Source organism: Streptomyces sp. NPDC059371, from assembly GCF_042751995.1.
Taxonomy (GTDB): Bacteria; Actinomycetota; Actinomycetes; order Streptomycetales; family Streptomycetaceae; genus Streptomyces.
In genome coordinates, this window is the sequence record NZ_JBHYXD010000085.1 from 1 (window position 1) to 21,081 (window position 21,081).

Genomic DNA, 21,081 nt, shown 5'->3' on the forward strand with positions numbered 1-21,081 from the left:
CGCCCTCGCCGGGATCCTCCTCGTCACCATCCAGTACGAGATCAACGAGGTCATCACCGGCCTCGTCGGCGTCGTCCTGATCGGCTGGTCCTTCTGGTCCTCCGTGCGCCGCAACAAGGCGCTCGCCGAGGCCGAGGGAAAAGGCCCGACCTCGGACGAGAAGGCTGAGGTCTCGTCCGGGGTGTGACACCCCGCAGGTTGAGGAACGCTCTGAGCGGGGCGGTCGCGGAGGAAAGGTCCTCGGCGGCCGCCCCGCCGCATACCAGACACGTGGGGGGCCGAATGGGCATCTGGCAGGACCTGTGGCGCGGCCGCTCGGCGGACTTCGACTCCGGCAGCGCCGCCTCCAACTCCATCGAAATGACCAAGCGCAACCACACGGTCTCGCTCACCAGGCAGGGTGCGGCCAGCGGCAACCTCCGCATCAACCTGTCCTGGCGGATGCGCACGTCCGATATCGGCGGACCGCAGCGCGGCAGCCTGCTGCGCCATCCCTTCCGCACCTTCAAGCCGGAAGTGGTGCAGGCGCACACCCAGAGCATGGTCAACGTCGACCTCGACCTCGGCGTCATGTACGAGCTGACCGACGGCACCAAGGGAGTCGTCCAGCCGCTCGGCAGCTTCTTCGGCGAACTCAACGCCCCGCCGTTCGTGAAGCTCAGCGGCGACGACCGCTTCGGTTCCGGCTCGGGCGAGACGGCCTACGTCAACCTCGACCACCGCGACGACATCAAACGCCTGCTGGTCTTCGTCTACATCTACGACAGCACCCCGGCCTTCGACCGCACGCACGCCGTCATCACGCTCTATCCGAGCAACGGCCCGCGCATCGAGATCGGCCTGGAGGAGCGCCATCCGCAGGCCCGCTCCTGCGCCGTCGTGATGATCGAGTGCAACAAGGGCGAGGTGACCGTGCGCCGCGAGGTCCGGTTCGTGTACGGCTTCCAGGCCGAACTCGACCGCCTCTACGGCTGGGGGCTCCAGTGGGGCCGCGGCTACAAGTCGAAGGCCGACCGTTAGGGCCTGTCCGGCCGGCCCGCGGCGCTCCCGCACGGCCGGCCCGCGGCGACCGCCCCCGCCGGACTCAGCGGGAGAGGAACTGCGGCCCCTGCGGCGGGAGCCGGAAGTCCGGGTCGGCACCCGCGCCCACCGCCTGCGGGAACCCGTACGCGGGCTGCGTGGCCGGGGCGCTCTGCGGCTGCGGGTAGCCGTAGGCGGAAGGATCCTCCTGGCGTCCGGCGGGCCCCGGGTAGCCGTACGCCGGGCCGGTCGAGGCCGCCGCGGCGGGCCCCGGATAGCCGTAGGCGGGCTGTTGCGGGACGGGAGCCGGCTGCTGCGTGACCGGGGCCGCGTGCTCGGGCGGCAGCGGCTGCGAGGTCTCGGGAGCCGCCGCGGGCGCGGCCCAGGCGGCCGTCTCCGGCGCGGACCCGGCCGCCGCGGCGGCCTCCGACTCGTCCACCGAGATCCCGAAATCGGTCGCGAGCCCCACCAGACCGTTGGAGTAGCCCTCACCGAGCGCCCGGAACTTCCACCCGTCACCGCGCCGGTACAGCTCGCCGCAGATCAGCGCGGTCTCCGCACCGGTCTCCGGCTTGATGTCGAAGTACGCCAGAGGTTCACCGTCCGCGACGGCCGCGTCGTACAGCAGAATGCGCAGATCACGTACGTGGTCGAAGGTGACGTCGTCCGCCGATGCGACCAGGAGAATCTGTCCGACGCCGGGCTCGACACCCGTCAGATCCGTCTGGATCGTGTCGGTGAGGCCCTCGGCGCCGCGCTTCTTGCCGAGCCGCCAGACCTTGCCCGACGGATGGCGGGGCTGGTTGTAGAAGACGAAGTCCTCGTCGGATCGCACACGACCGTCGGGGCCGAGGAGCAGCGCGGAGGCATCGACATCGGGGACATCCTGGCCGGGCGTCCAGCGCAGGACGGCGCGCACCGCTGTAGCGTCCAGCGGGACGTTCGACCCTTTCAGCATCGCGTGCGTCATGCGGTCATCCTGCCCTGTCGGTCCTGGTCACGACAATGTGGGGTCGTTCCGGAACCGGCCGGTGTTGGACATGGTGGAGTTACCTGAACTTCACGCCCGGTGGGAATCTCTGACATGGAACCGTACGTACTATTACCGGCCACATCACATTCGGCCACCTAGCCGCCGCGGGGGAGTCCCATGCGTCATTTCGGTCACGTCACCCCGGAGGAGCGGCAGCGGCTCTTCCACCAGGAGCCCGGCGTCTTCACGTCCGACTCCCCGGCCAGAGTGCTCGCCGCCGCCCTCGGCGCGACGCTGTACAGCCCGGCCACCCGGCCGACGCTCGCCGACGACATCATCAAGCAGGCCGCACGCGGCGTCGTCTCCATGGTGCTGTGCCTGGAGGACTCGATCGACGACTCCGAGGTCGTGGGCGCCGAGGAGAACCTGGTCCGCCAGTTCACCGACCTCGCGGCCCGCCCGGACACCGGCGAGCCGCCCCTGCTCTTCGTCCGGGTCCGCTTCCCCGAGCAGATCCCCGACCTCGTACGGCGCCTCGGCCCAGCCGTCCGGCTGCTGTCCGGCTTCGTGATGCCGAAATTCACCGAGGAACGCGGCACACCCTTCCTGGAGGCCCTCGCCGCAGCCGAGGCGGAGAGCGGCAGGCGGCTCTTCGCCATGCCCGTCCTGGAGTCACCCGAGCTGCTCTACCGCGAATCACGCGTGGAGACCCTGGAGGGCATCTTCCGCGCCGTCGACAAGTACCGCGACCGGGTGCTCGCGCTGCGCCTCGGCGTCACCGACTTCTGCTCCTCCTACGGGCTGCGCCGCGCCCCCGACATGACCGCCTACGACGTCCAGGTCGTCGCCTCCGTGATCGCCGACGTGGTGAACATGCTGGGGCGGGCCGACGGCAGCGGCTTCACCGTCACCGGGCCCGTCTGGGAGTACTTCCGCGTCCCGGAACGCATGTTCAAGCCGCAGCTCCGCCGCAGCCCCTTCCTGGAGGGCGAGGCGGAGGAACTGCGCGAGAGGCTGCTCGAACACGCCATGGACGGACTGCTGCGCGAGATCACCCTCGACCAGGCCAACGGCCTCATGGGCAAGACCTGCATCCACCCCTCGCACGTGCCGCCCGTCCACGCACTCTCCGTGGTCAGCCACGAGGAATTCAGTGACGCCCAGGACATCCTCAGGCCGGAGCGCGGCGGCGGGGGTGTACTGAGATCGGCGTACACGAACAAAATGAACGAGGTGAAGCCGCATCGCGCCTGGGCCGAGCGCACCCTGCTGCGCGCGGAGGTCTTCGGGGTCGCCCGCGAGGACATCGGCTTCGTCGAGCTGCTCACCGCCGGACTCCCGGCGTGAGCCGGTCCGGCCGAGCGACGCGCACCCCCGACAGCAAGGAACAGATGAACACCCCAGCGCACGACCCGAACCACCCCGGCGGCGGCAGCGGCCCGGACGGCGTGAACGGCCCGGACCCCTCGACCGCCACGGACCCCGCGGACGACGCGGTGTGGACCGGGACCTGGGTCGCCGAGCGGCTCGGCGTCGAGCTCGTCGGCGACGAGGGGCTGAGCGGCCTGCTGGGGCTCGCGCTGCGACGCAACCCCAAGCGCGCCCACCTGCTCGTCTCGAACATCCTCGGCAAACACGTGCCGCAGTCGCCGGCCGTGGTCCACGGATACGGCGTCGAGCTCGGCCGACGCGTGCGCGAACTGCTGGGCACCGAGGACGCCCGCTCGGCCGTCGTCCTCGGATACGCCGAGACGGCCACCGGGCTCGGCCACTCCGTCGCGGACGGGATCGGCGTCGCCCCCTACCTCCACTCCACCCGCCGCCCGGTCCGCGGAGTCCGGCCGGCGGGCGGCTTCGAGGAGTCCCACTCGCACGCCACCTCGCACCTCCTCCTGCCCGAGGACCCGGGCCTGCTCGCCGGCTCCGGCCCGCTGGTCCTCGTCGACGACGAGTTCTCCACCGGCAACACCGTCCTCAACACGATCCGCGACCTGCACCGGCGCTACCCGCGCGACCGGTACGTCGTCGTGGCGCTCGTCGACATGCGCTCGGCCGCCGACCACGCGCGCTTCGAGAAGTTCGCCGGAGACATCGGCGCCCGCGTGGACCTGATCGCGGCCGCGTCCGGCACGGTGCGCCTGCCCGAGGACGTCCTGGCCAAGGGGACCGCCCTGGTCGCCCGCCACGAAACGGCGGTGCCCGGCACCCCCGCCGCCCCGGACACCGGCCCGGCCGTCCGCGTCGACCTCGGCTGGCCCCACGGCCTCCCCGACGGCGGACGGCACGGATTCACCCCCGGACACCGAATACGGCTGGAGGCGGCCCTCCCCGCCATGGCGGCACGGCTCGCCGACGCCCTGCCCGACGACGCGGGCCGCGTCCTGGTCCTCGGCTTCGAGGAACTGATGTACGCGCCGCTGCGACTGGCCCACGAGCTGGAGCGGTCCGTCCCCGCCGAGGTGTGCTTCTCCACCACGACCCGCTCCCCGGTGCTCGCCCTCGACGACCCCGGCTACGCCATCCGCAGCCGCATCGCCTTCCCGGCCCACGACGACCCGGACGACGGCCCCGGCGAGCGCTACGCCTACAACGTCGCCGGCGCCGGCTTCGACGCCGTCGTCGCGGTCGTGGACTCCACCGCGGACACCCCCGAACTGCACGCGCCCGACGGCCTGTTGGCACAGTTGGCGGCGCACACCCCGCACGTCCTGCTCGCCGTCGTGCCCTCGTACGCGCCCGTACGGCCGTCCACCGAAAGGCCCTCCATGCTGCCCGAGCCCCTCCGCGGCCCCGCCTTCTCCTCGTACGCCCCCGACGAGGTCGGCTGGCTGCTGCGGGACCTGTCGGACGTGACGCTGGAGGCGCCGACCGAGGAGCGCGAGGAGGCCATCCAGAGCGGCGGCGCCCACTACGCCGAGTCGCTGCCGGTCGAGTACCAGCCGAGCACCGAGTACCAGGAACTCTTCCAGGCCGCCCTCGACACCTCCGCCGCCCGGATCGCCGAGGCCGTCGGCGCCGTGACCGAACTCGTGCTCGCCGACCGGTCCCCGCGCCCGGTCCTGGTGTCCCTGGCCCGCGCCGGCACCCCCGTCGGCGTCCTGATGCGCCGCTGGGCCCGGCACCAGCACGGCCTCGACCTGCCGCACTACGCCGTCTCCATCGTCCGCGGCCGCGGCATCGACGCCAACGCGCTGCGCTGGCTCGCCGCCCACCACGACCCCGCCGACGTCGTCTTCGTCGACGGCTGGACCGGCAAGGGCGCCATCACCCGCGAACTCGCCGACGCCATCGAGGAGTTCGAGGAAGCCGAGGGCATCACCGGCTTCGACCCGGAGATAGCGGTCCTCGCCGACCCGGGCTCCTGCGTGCGCACGTACGGCACCCGCGAGGACTTCCTCATCCCCTCGGCCTGCCTCAACTCGACCGTCTCCGGGCTGATCTCACGCACCGTCCTGCGCTCCGACCTCGTCGGCGAACACGACTTCCACGGCGCGAAGTTCTACCGCGAGCTCGCCGGCTCCGACGTCTCCGTCGCGTTCCTGGACGCCGTCGCCGCCCACTTCCCCGATGTCGCCGAATCGGCCCGCGACCGGGCGAAGGAACTCCTCGCCGCCGACCGCGAACCCACCTGGGAGGGCTGGGCGGCGGTCGAACGGATCAGCGAGGAGTACGGCATCCACGACGTGAACCTCGTCAAGCCGGGCGTCGGCGAGACCACCCGGGTACTGCTGCGCCGGGTCCCCTGGAAGATCCTCGCGCGCGCCGGAGCGGGCGCCGACCTCGACCACGTCCGGCTGCTCGCCGGACAGCGCGGGGTGCCCGTCGAGGAGGTCGACGAACTCCCCTACACCTGTGTGGGGTTGATCCACCCGAAGTACACGCGTGGCGCCACCGGTGCCGACGGCAAGGCGGTCACCCTCTGATGTCCACGCCCAAGGTGCTCGTCGCCAGCGACCTCGACCGCACACTCATCTACTCCTCCGCCGCGCTCGCGCTCACCATGCCGGACGCCCGCGCGCCCCGGCTGCTCTGCGTCGAGGTGCACGAGAACAAGCCCCTCTCCTACATGACGGAGACGGCCGCCGGGCTGCTCACCGAACTCGGCGACATCGCGCACTTCGTGCCCACCACGACCCGCACCCGCAAGCAGTACCAGCGCATCAACCTGCCAGGCCCTGAGCCCGAGTACGCGATCTGCGCCAACGGCGGACATCTGCTCGTCGACGGTGTCACCGACCTCGACTGGCACAGGGCCGTCCAGGAGCGGCTCGCCGCAGAGTGCGCGCCGCTCGACGAGGTGCGGGACCACCTGATGGCGACCGCGGACCCGCACTGGGTGCGCAAACACCGGATCGCCGAGGACCTGTTCGCCTACCTCGTGGTCGAGCGGGAACTGCTGCCCGAGCAGTGGGTCAAGGACCTCGCCGTGTGGGCGGAGAGCCGCGGCTGGACGGTCTCGCTGCAGGGCCGCAAGATCTACGCCGTGCCCGGGCCGCTCACCAAGGGCGCGGCCGTGCGCGAGGTCGCCCGCCGCACCGGCGCCCCGCTCACCCTCGCCGCCGGGGACTCGCTGCTCGACGCCGACCTGCTGCTCGCCGCCGACCGCGGCTGGCGTCCGGGGCACGGTGAACTCGCCGAGGCCGACTGGACGGCACCGGCGATCACCGCGCTGCCGGAGCGGGGTGTCCTGGCGGGGGAGCGCATCCTGCGCGAGTTCGTGGGCGTCTGCGCCGAGGCAGGCCGGGGACTCGTCTGAACGAATTGCGGAATGCGTAATTCCGATTCTTGATCCGGTCCCGTGGTGACGGGTGTGCCGGGGGCGATCAGCCCCTTGGCGCCCCGGCCCGGGACCGGTGTCGTTTTGACCGGCATGTCGAACCGTGTTCGGAAGAGAGCCCGGACTGCCTGAATCCGGCGCTTTCCGCCGGCTCGGGATTCCGACGGGCTCGGGTTCGCGACACGCCCGGTCCGCGACGCGTCCGGTTCGGGTCGGCTTGGGGGATGTGTCGAACTTGCCCCCCGCGCGGTCCCGTTGGTGTGACCGATGCCATGCCGACGCGACACGCCCGGGCCCGATTCGGGACGAGGCTGAAGAGTTGCTAAGAAATCCCCGCGGTCAGCCGCAGCAGCCGCCGCCGCAGCAACCGCCTCCGCCGCCGTTCGAACGCGGCTGGGGCGCCGGCGCGGACGCCGAACCGCCCCGCGCGACGGCGACCGCAGACAGCAGTTTGACGGTGTCGTCGTGCCCGGCGGGGCAGGCCGCGGGAGCGGCCGACTCCGCCATGGGACGGCTCAGTTCGAAGGTGTCGCCGCAGGTCCGGCAGCGGTACTCATAGCGAGGCATGCGCACAGGTTAGCCGGAACGGGCCGTCGTCCGGAGGGCTCGGCGGGTCTCGTCGCGCGTGGCGGAACAAGCCTTCCGGGGTGGGAGTTACGGCTGCTCGCGCTGGGTGAACCAGGGGAACTCGTTGAGCTCTGAGCTTTTTTGTCTCGTTGCTGATCGAAGGGATTGGATTGGTCGCTGATAATTTAATAGGGCCGCGACGAGCCGCAAGGTCGGGGAGGGGGGCTCGCAGCCGCGAAAGCGGCCGCTGCAACTACCCGCGCGCGCAGATCCGGAGTGCGGAGGGAGACGCAGTCGTGACCAGGACATGGCATCGCAACGATGCCTCGAATCCCCTGTCTTTGGGCCGCCAGGGCGCGGGAGGGCGCCGTGGCTGACACATCCGGACCGCAGCGCGGTCGCGGCAGCCGTCGCAAGCCCTCACAGCCCTCCGCGCCGACCCGACTGGCCGCACGCCTGAAGCCGTACGCGCGGCGCCTCAAACCCGCCTATCCACGCCCCGGTCGGACCGGACTGCGGCGCTGGCTGCCCTCCTGGCGGCAGTGGCTCGGCGCCTTCGCGCTGTCCATCGGCCTGAGCGGTTCGCTGCTCGTCATAGCCTATGCGGCAACGGACATACCCCAGAACCTGAACACATATGCCACTCAGCAGGACAATGTCTACTTCTGGTCGGACGGCACGCCGATGGCCCGTACCGGCTGGGTGCGACGCCAGGACATGCCGCTGAAGGACATACCGAAGGACGTGCGCTCGGCGGTCCTCGCGGCGGAGAACGAGAGCTTCTACAGCGACCCCGGCATCTCCGCCAAGGGCCTGGCCCGCGCCCTGGTGAAGACGGTCGGCCAGGGGGACACCCAGGGCGGCTCCACCATCACCCAGCAGTACGTCAAGAACGTCTATCTGACCCAGAACCGTTCGGTGACCCGCAAGTTCACCGAGGCCATGATCGCCCTCAAGCTCGACAACAAGATGAGCAAGGACAAGATCCTCGAGGGATACCTCAACACGAGCTGGTTCGGACGCGGCACCTACGGCCTCCAGCGGGCCTCGCAGGCCTACTACGGCAAGGACGTGAGCCACCTCAACGCCAGCGAGGGCGCGTTCCTCGCCTCGCTCCTCAAGGGCGCGGGCCTCTACGACCCCACCCTGAGCAAGGCCAACCACAAGCGTGCCGTGGAACGCTGGTCCTGGATCCTCGACCGCATGGTCAAGACCGGCAAGCTCTCGGCCGCCGAGCGGGCCACTTACACGAAGTTCCCCGAGCCGATCAAGCAGAGCGGGAGCTACGACACCGGTAAGCAGAGCGACTACCTGGTCGAGTTGGCGACCCAGTACGCCAAGAAGGCCGGGCACATCTCCGACCGGGACTTCGACCTCGGCGGCTACCAGATCTACACGACCTTCGACCGCAAGCGCGAGACCGCGCTCACCGACGCCGTGGCCAAGGCCCGCAAGAAGGCGAAGAAGGACGACCCGGACAACGCGAAGGCCGCCCACTACGGTGCCGCCTCGATCGCCGACGACGGCCGGATCCTCGCCGTCTACGGCGGTCCCGACCACCGCAAGCAGGGCTACAACGAGTCCAACGCGACCACGGTCCCCGCCGGTTCGGCCTTCCTGCCCTTCGTCTACGCCGCCGCCCTGGAGAACGGCGTCCACAAGACCCGCGAGGGCGCGGCCACACCGGTCACCCCCGAGACGCTGTACGACGGCAACGACGGCGTCCCGGTCAGCACACCCGAGGGCCCCTACTGGGACCGCGGCGGCAAGAAGGTCGCCGCCCACAACGAGGGCAACAAGAACTACGGCCAGATCTCGCTGCGTTCGGCGCTCGCCCAGAACGTGAACACCCCGTTCATGCAGCTCGGCATGGACGCCGGCCTGGACAAGGTGCGCGAGACCGCGGAGGCCTCGGGTCTGCTGTCCTCCAGCATCGGACCGCAGGTCCCGGGCATGTCCCTCGGCGCCGCCACCCCGAGCGCGATCCGCATGGCCAGCGCCTACGCCACCTTCGCCGCCGACGGAACGCACTACGAGCCGTACTCGGTCAAGCGCATCACCCGCAACGGTTCCCGTGTCCGGCTGGACATGCCGGCGCCCCACCGCGCGATGCGCGCCGAGGCGGCCCGCCAGGTCACCGACGCGCTCGCGGACTCCTTCCGCATCGGCCACCCGGGCGCGGCCCCCCTCTCGGTGAAGGTGGCCGGCAAGCGGGGCGCCACGCTGGACGACAAGTCCGCCTGGTACGTGGGCTCGAACGCCTCCGTGTCGACGGCCGTGGTCCTGTACCGCATCGACCTGACCAAGAGCCTCGAACCGCTTCCGCTCAAGGGGATCGCCGGCGCACCCGTCGCCGACGTGCCGTACGGCATCTGGTCCGGTGCCATGAGCCCGCTGCGCTGATCCCGTCGGCCGACCGTCCGGCTCGGCCCCCGCCGACGGCCACCCGGTGGCCGCGCCACGCTCCTTCCGTCCCCCTCGCAGAATGTGCCCCGTATGAACTCGAAGCACAGCCGGCGCCGGCGCCGTGAGTCCGATCCCGCTTCCGCCGCCGCCTCCGCACGCCAGGGCTTCGCGGCCATGACGGCCTTCCTCGTCGTCACGTCCACGGCCGCCACCTACCTGGCCCTCAACACCGACCACACCACCCCGGCCGCGTCCGCCCGCGCGCACGGCCCGGCCACCAAGGTGAAGAAGGAACCGCCGTGGGACGGCAAGATCCATGTCCTGGGCGACGGCTCCACGTCCTACACCGGCCCGCAGAAGGGCGAGTTGAAGGCCGTACCGCTCAAGCCCGGTGAGAAGCCTCCCCAGTTCGTCGTCTTCTCCTGGGACGGCGCCCTCCAGGGCGACGACGAGCTCTTCTCGCACTACCGCGAGCTGGCCGCGCAGTACAACGCCCACATGACGTTCTTCCTGACCGGCATCTATCTGCTGCCCAAGGACAAGAAGACGCTCTACGAACCGCCGATGCACTCGCCCGGATCGGCGGCCATCAGCTACGCCACCGACGACCACATACGCACCACGCTGGAGGAGCTCGGCAAGGCGTGGAAGGCCGGCAACGAGATCGGCACCCACTTCAACGGCCACTTCTGCGGCGACAAGGGCGGCGGGGACTGGAGCGTCGAGGAGTGGGAGAGCGAGATCGACCAGTTCTTCTCCTTCGTGGAGAAGTGGCGGACCAACACCGGCGACACCGACCTGCCGTCGCTCCCCTTCGACCCGGCGAAGGCCATCAGCGGCGGCCGCGCGCCCTGCCTCGAAGGGCAGAAGAACCTGCTCAAGGCCATGAAGGCCACATCGAAGAAGTACAACTGGCGTTACGACGCCAGCTCCGCGGGCGACTTCCAGATATGGCCCAGGAAGAAGGAGGGCGTGTGGGACTTCCCGCTCCAGATGCTCCCCTACGAGAACGGCAAGTACCAAGGCCTGTCCATGGACTTCAACTTCCTCTACAACCAGTCCGACGGTGAGACCGAGGGGAACCCGGCCCAGTACCCGCAGTGGGAGCAGGAGACGGTCAACTCCTACATGGCCGGTTTCAACCGCGTCTACTACGGCAGCCGGGCACCGCTGTTCGTCGGCAACCACTTCGAGGACTGGAACGGCGGCATCTACATGAGGTCCATCGACCAGGTCATCAAGAACGTGTGCACGAAGAAGGGCGTGAAATGCGTGTCCTTCCAGGAGCTGTCCAACTGGCTCGACGTGCAGAAGCCCGAGACCCTGGAACGCCTGCGCGGCCTGGACCCCGCCCAGTCGCCGGACTGGTCGACCGTGGTGAAGTAGGGCCGGTCGTCGGGACGGTGGCCCCGCTTCTGTGCGGTGAGATCAACTTACCTGCGACATAAGGGACTTGGTTGCAGTGAACGCGAACTCCCCCCGGAGTCACCACAGTTGAGTGGGACATGTAAAGATTCCTCTCCCTGGAGTCCGACCGGGGATCAAGGAGAATCTTCAGTGACACCGAAGAACTTAAGCCGCAGTTGTTCCGTCGTGGGGGCGCTCACCCTCTCCGCCCTCCTGCTGCCCCTGTCCGCCGCCCACGCGGCGGCCCCCGCCCCCCGGGTGACCGCGTCGACGGCCGATGCCTTCGGCCGCGTGGCCGACGCCGTGTTCACCGACCGCACGGCCGCCCTGCTGGACACGGCCCCGAAGGCCCGTACGGCCCTGAAGGCGACCACCTCCGGCATCCGGGTCTCCGGCACCCTCGCGCACACCGAGACCACCGCCGTCACCGCGCTGCACGGCACCCGGTCCCGCCTCGCCGCCCTCGGCGAGGCCTACAGCGCCGCCGACACCGAGGTCGCCGTGAACCGGACCCGGGTCACGGGCCGCCTCGCCACCGCCTGGGTCACCGAGACCACCACCCTCACCTACCGGAAGATCCGCGGAGACGAGCCCGCCACCACGGGCTTCCGCGCCCACCACGTCCTGACCTTCGCCGCCCGGCCCGACGGCACCTGGAAGCTGACGGGCGAGCGCTCGACCGACAAGGGCCCCCGGCAGATCAACCAGCCCGTCACGACGGCGCTCACCAGGACCACGATGGCCGCTGTCGACGCCCCCCGGGCAGCGACCACGTACCCCGCGCCCGCCAACCCCAAGACGCTCACCGGTGGCCCGTACGACTACGCGGCCATGGCGACGTACGCCGAGACGTACTGGAAGAACTACAACCCCGCCTACCGCAGCTTCAACTCCGTCGGCGGCGACTGCACCAACTACGTCAGCCAGTCCCTGAAGGCGGGCGGCTGGGCGACGGTCGCGAGCTCCGGCGAGGAGTACGGCACCTGGAACTACACGGCGTCCACCCAGACCGACACCTGGGTCGGCGTCAACGAGTGGTCCTGGTTCACCCAGACCGCCCGCCGCTCCACGCCCCTGGCGAACGTCTACCAGATGGACGTCGGTGACGTGATGCAGATGGACTTCGACAAGGACGGGTCCAAGGACCACTCCATGATCACGTCGTACCGCAGCAGCGGCGGAGTGCCGTACCTGACGTACCACGACACCGACACCTACCGCCGCTCGCTGTCGAGCCTCCTCGCGGCGTATCCGAACGCGGCGTACTACGCGTACCGCACCTGACCGGTCAGGGCCCTCTCCCCGGCGAAGCTGCCGGGGAGAGGCTCCCCGGCGAGGCGGCCGGGGCTCCTCGGAGAGGCAGCCGGGTGGCTCCCCGGCGAGCGGCCGGGGAGGCTTTTCGGCTCCCGGCACCTCCTGCCTCCTCAGGCGCCGCCGCGCTCCTCGCGGATCTGCGCGACGACGCGGGCCACCGTCTGCCGCACCGCCTCCGTCTCCGTGAGGAAGTGCCAGTAGTCGGGGTGCCGGCCCTCCAGCGTGGCCACGGCACGGTCGAGCCGGCCGACGGAGTCGTCGAGCGGGCGGGCCTGCCGGGGGTCGGGCGTCGAACGGCCCGCCATCGCCAGCCGCTGCGCGTCCCGGATCGCGAACCGGGTGCGGTCGATCTCCTGCTGGGGATCCTTCTGCACGGCGTTCAGCCGCCGCAGCCGGTCACCGGCCGCCGACACCGCCTCGTCGGTGCTGTTCAGCAGCGCGCGCACCGTCGCCAGCAGTGAGGTCGCGTCCGGCCAGCGCTGCGCCTCACGCGCGGCCCGAGCCTCGTTCAGCTTCGCCTCGGCCTGCCGTACGTTCTCCGCGGCCTGGTCCGGCACATGCTGGAGGTCCTGCCAGCACTCCGCCGAGAACCGTCGCCGCAACTCGCTCAGCACCGGCTCCACCTGCCCCGAGCGGGTCGTCAGCGCCTGCGCCCGGGTCCGCAGCGAGACGAGGCGGTGGTCGATCTCGGCGGCCCGCTCGGGCAGCCGCTCCGCCTCCGAGCGCACCGCCGCGGCCTCGCGCGAAACCCGTTCGGCCCGCTCCAGCGTCTCCGGTACACCGTGCTGCCCGGCGCCCTTGTTGAGTTTGGTCAGCTCGGGGGCCAGCGCGGCCAGCCGTGCTGCGAGATCGTCGGCCTTCAGCCCGGACCGCCGTACGGAGTCGAGGGCGTTGGAGGCGGCGAGCAGTGCCTGCCGGGCGCGCTCGACCGCCGGGGCCAGTCGGGCGAGCTGGGTCTCGGCCTTGCCGAGCAGCGGCCCGAGGCTCTGCTCGAACCGGTCCAGATCGGCCTTCACGCGGCCGAGTTCGTCCTTCGCGGCGACGAGCTCGGTGCGGGCCCGCACCGCGACCGACGCCTCCAGCTCGTCCCGGTCGAGATCGTGGGCGTCGACGGCGGTGATGTACTTCTGGCTGGCCTCGTCGATCCGCTGTCCCAGCGCCGCGAAGTCGGAGACCACGCGCCGGGCGGCCGGGGAGTCGTCCACGGCCGTGATGGTCTCGATCGAGATCCGCAGGTCGCGCTGGGCGGTGTCGAGTTCGTAGAACGCAGCCGCGGCGGCGTCCTTGGCGGCCTGCGCCTCGGCCCGCTGACTCTCTGACCGCCCGCCGAACCAGCGCCGGGTGCCGCCCCCCGCGAAGGCCGCGGGCACCGCGAGGGCGGCCAGCAGGGGCAGAGCGACGAGCGTGAGCACGTCACGGGCAGCGACGTACGGGCGAGGGGGTGGCCCCGGCTGCGCCGGCCGGACCGGCCCGGCGGGCCGGATCGCCTGGGCCGGCGAGGTCAGTGGGGTCGCCGGGGCCGGCGGGGTCACCTCCGTCGGTGAGGTCGCCTGCGTCGGCGGGATCAGTGGGATCCGCGGACGGCCCCGATGGAAGCCGAGGAGGCTCTGGAAGCCGAGGGAGCCCCGCAAGCGGAGGAGGCTCCGGAAGCCGAGAGGGTGTGCAGGCCGCGCGGGACCCGCGAACGGCGAATACGGCCGCGAAGGTGTCGCCGTCACATCCCTCTCCCGTGCTGTCATCCGCCTTGCCCGGCTGTCATTCTCCCACCGGATGAAGACGAACACACGGGCCGATCAGTTCGCTGTTCGTACCGTGATCTTTCCGTCGTCGGTGTGTGCGGAGACCTGGTGGGAGCTGGAACCGTCGCGTGGCACGTTTACATGGACCGAGCCGTCGCCGCTCGCGGCCGTCACCCGGTAGGCGGCCCGGGGCAGCACGATCGAGACGGAGCCGTCGCCGCTGCGGGAGTCCACCAGGTCCGGCACGGTGCCGAGTTCGAGTCGCACGGACCCGTCGTCGGTACGGGCCCGCACCGTGCGGGCGTCCACGCCGACGGCCCGGATCGAGCCGTCGCCACTGCGCAGATCCAGCGCTCCCGAGGAGTCGCTGACCCGCACCGAGCCGTCTGCCGTACGGATACTCAGCGCCTCCGCGAAGCCCTTCGCGCTCACCCGCCCGTCCCCGTCCTCGACCTTGACGGCCACCCCGCGCGGCACCACGATCCGGTGCCGGGCCGAGCAGTCGGCGACGACACCCGAGCACTTCATCCGCAGCACCAGCCGGTCGCCGTCCTTCATCGCCCAGGTGACCTTCGGATCCCCGCCGAGGGTGACATGTCCCTGGAACCACCGGGTGACCTGGACCTCACCGGCCTTCGCGGAGTCCGAGACCACCAGATCGAGCGCGGAGTCGTCCGAGTCGACGGTCAGGATCCGCCCGTGCAGCCCGAAGGACCGCTGCTCGGGCTCCTTGTCGTCCCCGGCGGAAGCCCCGCACGCACTGACAGAGGCGACGAGCCCGAGCGCGAGGGCGGTGAGAGCGGCGGTGCGGGTGCGGGTGCGGCTCCTGCTGGTGCCGCGGCCATGTGTGCGGGCCATGATCGGTCTCCCCCTGGTGAAGGTCTGCGATGACGTCGACTACTCGACTACTCGACTTCGCGACTCGGCGACTCCGCGGCCCTTCGGGCCCGACACCCGCCGGGACACCTGGTCCGCAGCGGATCGCCGAAGCCTCTTCGAAGGTAGGCACGAACGAAGCCCCGAACGATCCGGCCCGCTCCCGAATGAGGGGTGGGGATAACCCCCGCCCAGCCACCCCGAACCGCTCCCCGGCCCCGCCCCTCAGCCCCACCGGCCCCGGCCACGGAATGCGCTGACCGGCCCCGTCACCAACTCGCCCGATACGGGTTTGCGGGGTATACCCCCGGGCAATGTAGGCTGTCGACTCGTCCTGGGCGCGTAGCTCAGTGGTAGAGCGCCGCCCTTACAAGGCGGATGTCGGCGGTTCGAAACCGTCCGCGCCCACCAGGAAAAAGGCCCCCAGCCGATCATGGCTGGGGGCCTTTGACATCCAGATCTGACATCAGTGCCGTCGCTACTCGCGCTGTAGCCGCCGGGTGAGCAGCCGGTCCATGTGACTGACGGCCTCGCGCTGCGTGTCCTGGACGACGTGGGCGTAGACGTTCATCGTCACGGCAATCTGGCTGTGCCCCAGGATCTCCATCACGACGCGGGGCGTCACGCCGGCCGCGGTGAGCAGGGTCGCGCACCCGTGCCGGGCGTCGTGCAGCCGGATGACGCGAAGGCCCGCGTTCCCGGCGACCCGGGTGAAGGAGCGGTACATGTTGCGCGGCTCGATCGGGCGCCCCGTTCGCGTGGTGAACACGTAGTCGCTGTCCTCCCAGCGATCACCCGCCCGCTCGCGCATCGCGGCCTGGCGCATCCGCTGGTACCGCAGGGGTGCCACGCACATGGCCGGCAGCGGCAGCACCTGCCGACGACGCCGACCCTTGGGATCGTCCTCGTACACCTCCCCTCCGACCCGCTGCCGCTGCTTCCGGACCCTGAGCTCGCGCTTGTCGAGGTCGACGTCCTGCCAGCGGAGCCCGATGACCTCCCCGCGACGGAGACCGAGCGCGATGGAGAGCACGAAGGCCGGGTAGAGCGGATCGCGCCGGGCGGCGGCGAGGAAGTCGAGCGTTTCCTCCAGGCTCCAGGGATCGAGGCTGCGGGAGTCGACCCGAGGCGCGTCGACCAGGGTGACGACGTTCCTGGCGATCAGCTCCTCACGGCAGGCGGCCGAGAGAGCGGTGCGGAGAACCTTGTGCGTCTCCTTCGCGGTGGCCGCGGTGGTCTGCTGCTCCAGCCGGACGAGGAAGCGACGGACGTCGGCGACGCTCAAGGACTCCAGCTTCTTCGTGCCGAGCACGGGCACCAGGTAGAGCCGGACGTGGAACTCGTACTTGGCGTAAGTGGTCCGCTTCCGCCGAGGCTTGATCATGTTCTCCAGCCAGTAGGGCAGCCACTCGGAGAGCTTGGCCGACCGGGTGGGCACGGGCACGCCCTGGTCGACCTTGGCGAGCAGCTCGCGGCGCTTGGTGTCGCACTCGGCCCAGGTCTTGCCGTAGGCGAACTTGCGGGCCCGGGTGCCGTCCGGCTGGAGGACGTAGACCGCGCACTGAAAGCGGCCGTCCTTGCGCTTGGTGATAGTGCCAGCCCCGTTGGGGTTGCGCTTGCGCTGGTCGGCCATCAGGCAGCCTCCTCGATCTGTCCGAGGACGAAGTCCCGTACGGCATCGGCGGGGATGCGGCGGGCGCCGTCAATCTTGATCGAGACGAGGCGGCGCGAGCGGATCAGGTCGTAGACCTTCGAGCGTCCGAGCTTGAGCCGTGCCATGACGTCCGGCACGGTCAGCAGCTCAGCGGTGACGGTGGTCATGCTGCGGCTCCTTCCAGGGCGAGCAGGTCGCGTAAGGCTTCACGGGCGGTTTCGCGGTTGTGCTGGAGGTCGCGGGCGATGGTGGCGGCGAGGGCGGATTCGCCGATGGCCGCGTTCTCATGGCGGAGCCCACGTACAAGGACTACTGGGACATCCCGGGTGGGTACGTCGAGACCGGCGAATCGCCGCTCCAGGCTGCCGTCCGCGAGGTGCACGAGGAACTGGGCATCACGCCGGTGCTCGGTCGCCTCCTGGCCGTCGACTGGGCACCGAACGGCGCCGAGGGCGACAAGGTGTTGTACCTGTTCGACGGTGGCGAGCTCTCGCAGGAAGCGGTGGAGGGGATCCGCCTTCAGGCAGAGGAGCTGAAAGCCGTCAGGTTCATCGCCCCGCAGGAGATCGCAGATCGCACGATCCCGCGACTGGCCCGGCGGATCCTGGCAGCGATCGAAGCCCGCGCCGAGAGTGCTCCGGTCTACCTCGAGCACGGCCAGGCGCCGGGTAAGCAGGCTGCGTAGCGGTGACGGGGGAGAACCCCAAACACTCGGTGTCTGTTGCGGGGTTGTGGAACTCCACATAATTCCCCAACAGCAGCGTCAACTTCCCCACGCATTTGTTCGAGCTGGATGCTCTCGTGTGTATCGGGCTCTGAGCCAGTAGTGGCTAGTCCCACCAGCCGTCGCCAGCGTGCCAGCGTTGCATCCATTCCAGGAAGCCGACCGCCTCCGGCATCGGATACGGGTAGGCGCCGACTTCGGTGACCACCCAGACCTTGCCTCGCTGGGGACCAGTCACGACCAGGGCCCAATAGGAAGGGCCGTCGTCGGTGCCGAGCACGATGGAGCCATGGTTGTAGACCTCGGCGACGCGCTCGTGATGGTCGTCGGCGAGGGGTTCTCCTTCCCAGGCCCAGGCTTCTTGGAGCGGAAACGGGGCGGCGGAATCGCGGTCCCCGTCGTAAGGCCAGTCCGGTGGGAGCCAGCCCAGAGGGAGGAGGCCGCCGTCTTCTGGCGGTCCGAGGGGCGACCCGTTGGTGATCTCGGCGATCAGGCTCCGGTATGGCTCCGGTAGCACGACCCCGTGCTCGTATTCCCACGCCGAGACGCCATCGTGTCCCAGCGCTGGCTCGCGCCACTCCGTCTCAAATGCGGAGCGCAGGAACTCCAGGATGTCCGCGGCAGGACGCTCATCAGGTGATGTGGTTGTCACGACAGCGTGCTTGAGGGGCCATGATCACTCGCCCCATGGCAGCTCCCGCCCAGAGTCTCGGAGCCGACCTCCTGACGTCCTCAGGCGAACGGATGAGCCCTTGATACCGTCCCGCCTGTGAAGGATGCGCAATGATGGCCGAAGACGAGGCACCTGCTCGTGAACTGGCTCATTACGACGCCGGCCCTCTTGGCGGTGGGCAAGCTGACGGGAGAGCACGAGGGCATCGTTTTTTGCGCCGTCCTCGCCGCCTGGATCACCGCGTGCAATGAGCTTGCGCCCAGGTGGCGCCAGTACCGCCGATCCAGGAAGCAGGCCCGGAACGCTGCCAGCAGCTAGCGGCTGATCGATCGTGTCCCTCCCGTGCCCGTTCGGCCGGGAAGCAGCGGGGAACCACGGCCGCTGGAGGAGAACGCTCATGCGAACGGCGCCTGACCGAATACCTGGTCAGGCGCCGTTCATCTGCGGTGGGTGTGGGATTTGAACCCACGGTGACCCGCGCCACGACGGTTTTCAAGACCGTGTACCACTTGTCGTGAGGAGGAGGGCCGCGCAGCGCGGGACTCAAATCAGGCTCTGCCCTGCGACAAGCCGCCCAGGCCCGACAGCAACCCTGGCCCAGCGGTCCGACAGCCCTACTCTCCCGCCGAGTTGCGGCGCAGGCGCCACTCAACCCAGCCCTTGGCGATCACGAAGAACACGCTGATCACGGCGAAGCAGACGGCATCGAAAGAGTGTGTCGCTGCCCTGGGGTCCTCCTTGCTATTGCTGTACCCCCAGAACCCCAGGGCGAGCACCGCGAACACCAGCGGCATCAACCAGCCCTTGAGCATGGTGTGAGGCAGGAGTGGCCGGAGATACCGATGGAGCTGTAGATCCCTCCGCGCCGCCGCGGCCATCACGTACTCGGGATCATCGGACATGGAGGATCAGGGTCCCTTCAGGAGATGCACACATGCGTTTCGACCTACGAAAAGGGCCGGTTCGGGACTACCGCCCAAGGCCCTGGATCCTCTTCGCCTCCGCCTTCGCCTGGAGCGCGAGCGCCTTGGGCGAGTCTCCGTAGAACCACCACGTGTACCAGGTGATCACAGCGAAGAGCACGGCGAAACCGACCGCCCACGGTGCGACCCCGGCCGGCGAAGCACCCCGAATCATCCAGAACGCGGTAAGCCCGAGGACCATGGCGGCCCCTCTGGCCGCAGAAACCAGGGTGCGCTTCAAACGGTTCGACATAGCGCGCACTGTAAGGCTCCGCCGATCAAGCGGCCAAGCCACCCAACGCCGTTGAGGTCGAAGGCTCTTGCCGCCGGCATCAGCAACACTTTCCGGGCCCGGGCCGGGCCGTCTGTGGGCCGTCTGACGGCGACTGACGATGACAGGCGAAGACAGTTGACGACTGCTCTCTCCTTGTTCAGAAATGGTGCGTTGGGTGCTGCCGCAGGTATCCATTCCAGAAGGTGAGTTGAGGAACATCAGAAGCTCCCCGTGCCACATCCGTGCCAGATCCAGCGGGGAGCGGCCAGCAAGCATCTGATACCCCTCTCCGCCCACGTGGCTGTTTCGCAGGTCAGAGCCGCACTCGCCTCACCTCGCTCCTAAAGCGGCGGTGCTTACTCGCCTGTTCGACGTACGCCGGTGCAGGCCACCAGTGCGCGGCCGTCTTCGGTGAGGAAGAGCATGAAGATCCATGCTCTATCGGCAGATGTGACCTGCCCAAGGCGCACCGGCTGGTCGTGTCGGCCGAGGAGCTGCACCGCTCGATCCAGTCCCAGAGTCTCGATGCCCTTCCGTCGCGTGTGCCGAAGTCGGCGCGCATAGATCCGGGCAAGCGACTCGGCGGGAGGAGTCCCATCCCATACAACGTGGGTAGCGCCGCCGTGGAGGGCAGCCAGGGCAGCCACGGATGCCTCGCCGCATCAACAGATGCCGTTCCATGGTCACCTCCGCCGGGATCATGTACAGCAGTGAAGTACAGCAACCCTCCCGCCCCCAGGTGACCGACAGCAGCCGCAAGACCTCGACTGGCCAGCCTGGCAGGGAAGGCGCTGCCCGACGCCTGGTTCAGGAGGGAGGATCTGGAGGACTGGGTCCGTGATCCAAACGGCTCAGCGGGGCTGCACCACGAAATCCAGGCGTCCCAACTCTCCGCCGATCCCGCTCTCTGGTCAGCGCATCTTCCGCTCTGGGCATCGGTGGTGGATCAGCCGGTGGGAAGTATCGAGGACAGGTTCACGGCCGCGGCGGCCGGGCATGTGGCGGAGATCCTCTGGGACTATCTGGGATGGCCGGAGGTTCCGGAAGCCGGCCTGTACTCGGAGTTCACGCACGCCGAGGTATCCGTGCTGTTCAACGCCGCCACGCGTGACCTGAACGAGCGCATCGACGGGCACACTGTCCTCGTGCACGTCCGCTACGGAGGCGGCGGCGCATACGAGGTACGCCATGCATCCTGGTTGGCCGAGCAGGTCGGCCAGACCATCATCGGTCCGCCGCTGCTGGGTTGAACGCCCAGGAACCGGTACACAGCAGAGCTCCAGGAGAGCGAGCAAGGCTGCCGAACTCAAACGGCAGCACTGATCAGCTGAGGAACGGAGAGTCAGGCGCCCGCTGCGTGTCCAACTACATGACAACGCCGACGAACACCAGCGGACGCCCGCGAACGTCTGCGGACCGTCGGCGCAGGTGAGAACCACGCCAGCCTAAGGCAGCACGCCCGTACAGGTTGCTTCGGGACGAAGAGGCCGCTCCGTTAGGGTGCCCCGCATGACCGACGACGCCCCGGCCTGTCCCGAGTGCAGCCAGCCCATGAAATCCGGCGGCCTTGTCCTCGTCAAACGGGAGGACGACGGCCGACGGACCTGCCGGGCACTGTGGCGGTGTCCCGATCGGCATCTCTGGTGGAGCTGGGCAGACCGGCCGGACGAACCATTGGAGATCTGCCCGGTCCCGCAACTGTTCCGCTGACATCC

20 protein-coding genes and 1 tRNA gene are annotated in these 21,081 nt (G+C 69.7%); 12 read left to right on the plus strand and 9 right to left on the minus strand.

Annotated features, from left to right (window positions below; genetic code table 11):
• Both ACFXGX_RS33020 and ACFXGX_RS33025 read left to right on the plus strand, forming a co-directional pair.
• A partial coding sequence (locus ACFXGX_RS33020) for a DUF475 domain-containing protein (RefSeq protein WP_384798627.1) occupies positions 1–187 on the plus strand: 187 nt, incomplete at its 5' end.
• Positions 188–282: 95 nt separating this feature from the next.
• Positions 283–1,020 carry a Tellurium resistance gene (locus tag ACFXGX_RS33025; protein WP_384798630.1) on the plus strand — a complete coding sequence of 246 codons (738 nt, stop codon included), beginning with the start codon at positions 283–285 and terminating at the stop codon, positions 1,018–1,020.
• A 64-nt stretch (positions 1,021–1,084) separates the two neighbouring features.
• On the opposite strand, the gene ACFXGX_RS33030 is transcribed toward ACFXGX_RS33025, so the two are convergent.
• Positions 1,085–1,990: a TerD family protein gene (locus ACFXGX_RS33030; protein ID WP_384798633.1), complete on the minus strand. Its 906-nt coding sequence runs from the start codon at positions 1,988–1,990 to the stop codon at positions 1,085–1,087.
• Positions 1,991–2,170: 180 nt separating this feature from the next.
• Here ACFXGX_RS33030 and ACFXGX_RS33035 point away from each other — a divergent pair, with 180 nt between their 5' ends.
• The 3 genes from ACFXGX_RS33035 to ACFXGX_RS33045 are packed head-to-tail and all read left to right on the plus strand — an operon-like array spanning position 2,171 to position 6,749.
• Complete coding sequence (locus ACFXGX_RS33035) at positions 2,171–3,340, plus strand: HpcH/HpaI aldolase/citrate lyase family protein (protein WP_384798636.1); 1,170 nt, start codon at positions 2,171–2,173, stop codon at positions 3,338–3,340.
• Positions 3,341–3,384: 44 nt separating this feature from the next.
• Positions 3,385–5,916: a phosphoribosyltransferase gene (locus ACFXGX_RS33040; RefSeq protein ID WP_384798639.1), complete on the plus strand. Its 2,532-nt coding sequence runs from the start codon at positions 3,385–3,387 to the stop codon at positions 5,914–5,916.
• Positions 5,916–6,749 carry an HAD family hydrolase gene (locus ACFXGX_RS33045; RefSeq protein ID WP_384798642.1) on the plus strand — a complete coding sequence of 278 codons (834 nt, stop codon included), beginning with the start codon at positions 5,916–5,918 and terminating at the stop codon, positions 6,747–6,749. The genes ACFXGX_RS33040 and ACFXGX_RS33045 overlap by 1 nt, the downstream gene beginning before the upstream one ends.
• A gap of 360 nt (positions 6,750–7,109) precedes the next feature.
• Here ACFXGX_RS33045 and ACFXGX_RS33050 read toward each other — a convergent pair whose 3' ends face one another.
• The gene (locus ACFXGX_RS33050; protein ID WP_384798645.1) at positions 7,110–7,337 is read right to left on the minus strand and encodes a zinc ribbon domain-containing protein; all 228 of its coding nucleotides are present in this window, start codon (positions 7,335–7,337) and stop codon (positions 7,110–7,112) included.
• Positions 7,338–7,658: 321 nt separating this feature from the next.
• Here ACFXGX_RS33050 and ACFXGX_RS33055 point away from each other — a divergent pair, with 321 nt between their 5' ends.
• The 3 genes from ACFXGX_RS33055 to ACFXGX_RS33065 all read left to right on the plus strand — a co-directional run bounded on the left by ACFXGX_RS33055 (position 7,659) and on the right by ACFXGX_RS33065 (position 12,434).
• Positions 7,659–9,740 carry a transglycosylase domain-containing protein gene (locus ACFXGX_RS33055; protein ID WP_384798648.1) on the plus strand — a complete coding sequence of 694 codons (2,082 nt, stop codon included), beginning with the start codon at positions 7,659–7,661 and terminating at the stop codon, positions 9,738–9,740.
• A gap of 93 nt (positions 9,741–9,833) precedes the next feature.
• Entirely contained in the window at positions 9,834–11,129 is a 1,296-nt protein-coding gene (locus tag ACFXGX_RS33060) for a hypothetical protein (protein ID WP_384798651.1), read from the plus strand.
• A gap of 207 nt (positions 11,130–11,336) precedes the next feature.
• Positions 11,337–12,434, plus strand: a complete 1,098-nt coding sequence (locus ACFXGX_RS33065) for an amidase domain-containing protein (RefSeq protein WP_384798654.1) — start codon at positions 11,337–11,339, stop codon at positions 12,432–12,434.
• A 140-nt stretch (positions 12,435–12,574) separates the two neighbouring features.
• Here the strand turns inward: ACFXGX_RS33065 and ACFXGX_RS33070 are convergent, their stop codons facing one another.
• Together ACFXGX_RS33070 and ACFXGX_RS33075 are read right to left on the minus strand one after the other, a co-directional pair.
• Positions 12,575–13,948 carry a hypothetical protein gene (locus tag ACFXGX_RS33070; RefSeq protein ID WP_384798736.1) on the minus strand — a complete coding sequence of 458 codons (1,374 nt, stop codon included), beginning with the start codon at positions 13,946–13,948 and terminating at the stop codon, positions 12,575–12,577.
• A 309-nt stretch (positions 13,949–14,257) separates the two neighbouring features.
• Positions 14,258–15,061: a DUF4097 family beta strand repeat-containing protein gene (locus tag ACFXGX_RS33075; protein ID WP_384798657.1), complete on the minus strand. Its 804-nt coding sequence runs from the start codon at positions 15,059–15,061 to the stop codon at positions 14,258–14,260.
• Between the two features lie 354 nt (positions 15,062–15,415).
• On the opposite strand from ACFXGX_RS33075, the gene ACFXGX_RS33080 reads away from it, so the two are divergent.
• Positions 15,416–15,490: transfer RNA gene (locus ACFXGX_RS33080), tRNA-Val, on the plus strand.
• A 67-nt stretch (positions 15,491–15,557) separates the two neighbouring features.
• Here ACFXGX_RS33080 and ACFXGX_RS33085 read toward each other — a convergent pair.
• Positions 15,558–16,712 (minus strand): tyrosine-type recombinase/integrase, encoded by a 1,155-nt coding sequence (locus ACFXGX_RS33085; protein WP_384798660.1) that lies wholly within the window; start codon positions 16,710–16,712, stop codon positions 15,558–15,560.
• Complete coding sequence (locus tag ACFXGX_RS33090; RefSeq protein ID WP_384798663.1) at positions 16,712–16,900, minus strand: helix-turn-helix domain-containing protein; 189 nt, start codon at positions 16,898–16,900, stop codon at positions 16,712–16,714. The genes ACFXGX_RS33085 and ACFXGX_RS33090 overlap by 1 nt, the downstream gene beginning before the upstream one ends.
• Before the next feature lie 59 nt (positions 16,901–16,959).
• Here ACFXGX_RS33090 and ACFXGX_RS33095 point away from each other — a divergent pair, with 59 nt between their 5' ends.
• Positions 16,960–17,418: an NUDIX domain-containing protein gene (locus tag ACFXGX_RS33095; protein WP_384798666.1), complete on the plus strand. Its 459-nt coding sequence runs from the start codon at positions 16,960–16,962 to the stop codon at positions 17,416–17,418.
• Positions 17,419–17,563: 145 nt separating this feature from the next.
• Here the strand turns inward: ACFXGX_RS33095 and ACFXGX_RS33100 are convergent, their stop codons facing one another.
• The 3 genes from ACFXGX_RS33100 to ACFXGX_RS33110 form a co-directional block, all read right to left on the minus strand.
• Positions 17,564–18,109, minus strand: a complete 546-nt coding sequence (locus ACFXGX_RS33100; protein ID WP_384798669.1) for an SMI1/KNR4 family protein — start codon at positions 18,107–18,109, stop codon at positions 17,564–17,566.
• A gap of 635 nt (positions 18,110–18,744) precedes the next feature.
• Positions 18,745–19,032 carry a hypothetical protein gene (locus ACFXGX_RS33105; RefSeq protein ID WP_384798672.1) on the minus strand — a complete coding sequence of 96 codons (288 nt, stop codon included), beginning with the start codon at positions 19,030–19,032 and terminating at the stop codon, positions 18,745–18,747.
• Positions 19,033–19,099: 67 nt separating this feature from the next.
• Positions 19,100–19,345, minus strand: coding sequence for a hypothetical protein (locus ACFXGX_RS33110; RefSeq protein ID WP_384798675.1), 246 nt, complete (start codon positions 19,343–19,345; stop codon positions 19,100–19,102).
• A gap of 974 nt (positions 19,346–20,319) precedes the next feature.
• Between ACFXGX_RS33110 and ACFXGX_RS33115 the strand changes: the two genes are divergently transcribed.
• Positions 20,320–20,616: a hypothetical protein gene (locus tag ACFXGX_RS33115; RefSeq protein WP_384798678.1), complete on the plus strand. Its 297-nt coding sequence runs from the start codon at positions 20,320–20,322 to the stop codon at positions 20,614–20,616.
• A 259-nt stretch (positions 20,617–20,875) separates the two neighbouring features.
• On the plus strand, positions 20,876–21,076 hold the full coding sequence (locus ACFXGX_RS33120) for a dehydrogenase (protein WP_384798681.1): 201 nt from the start codon (positions 20,876–20,878) through the stop codon (positions 21,074–21,076).
• The last annotated feature ends 5 nt before the right edge of the window (positions 21,077–21,081 follow it).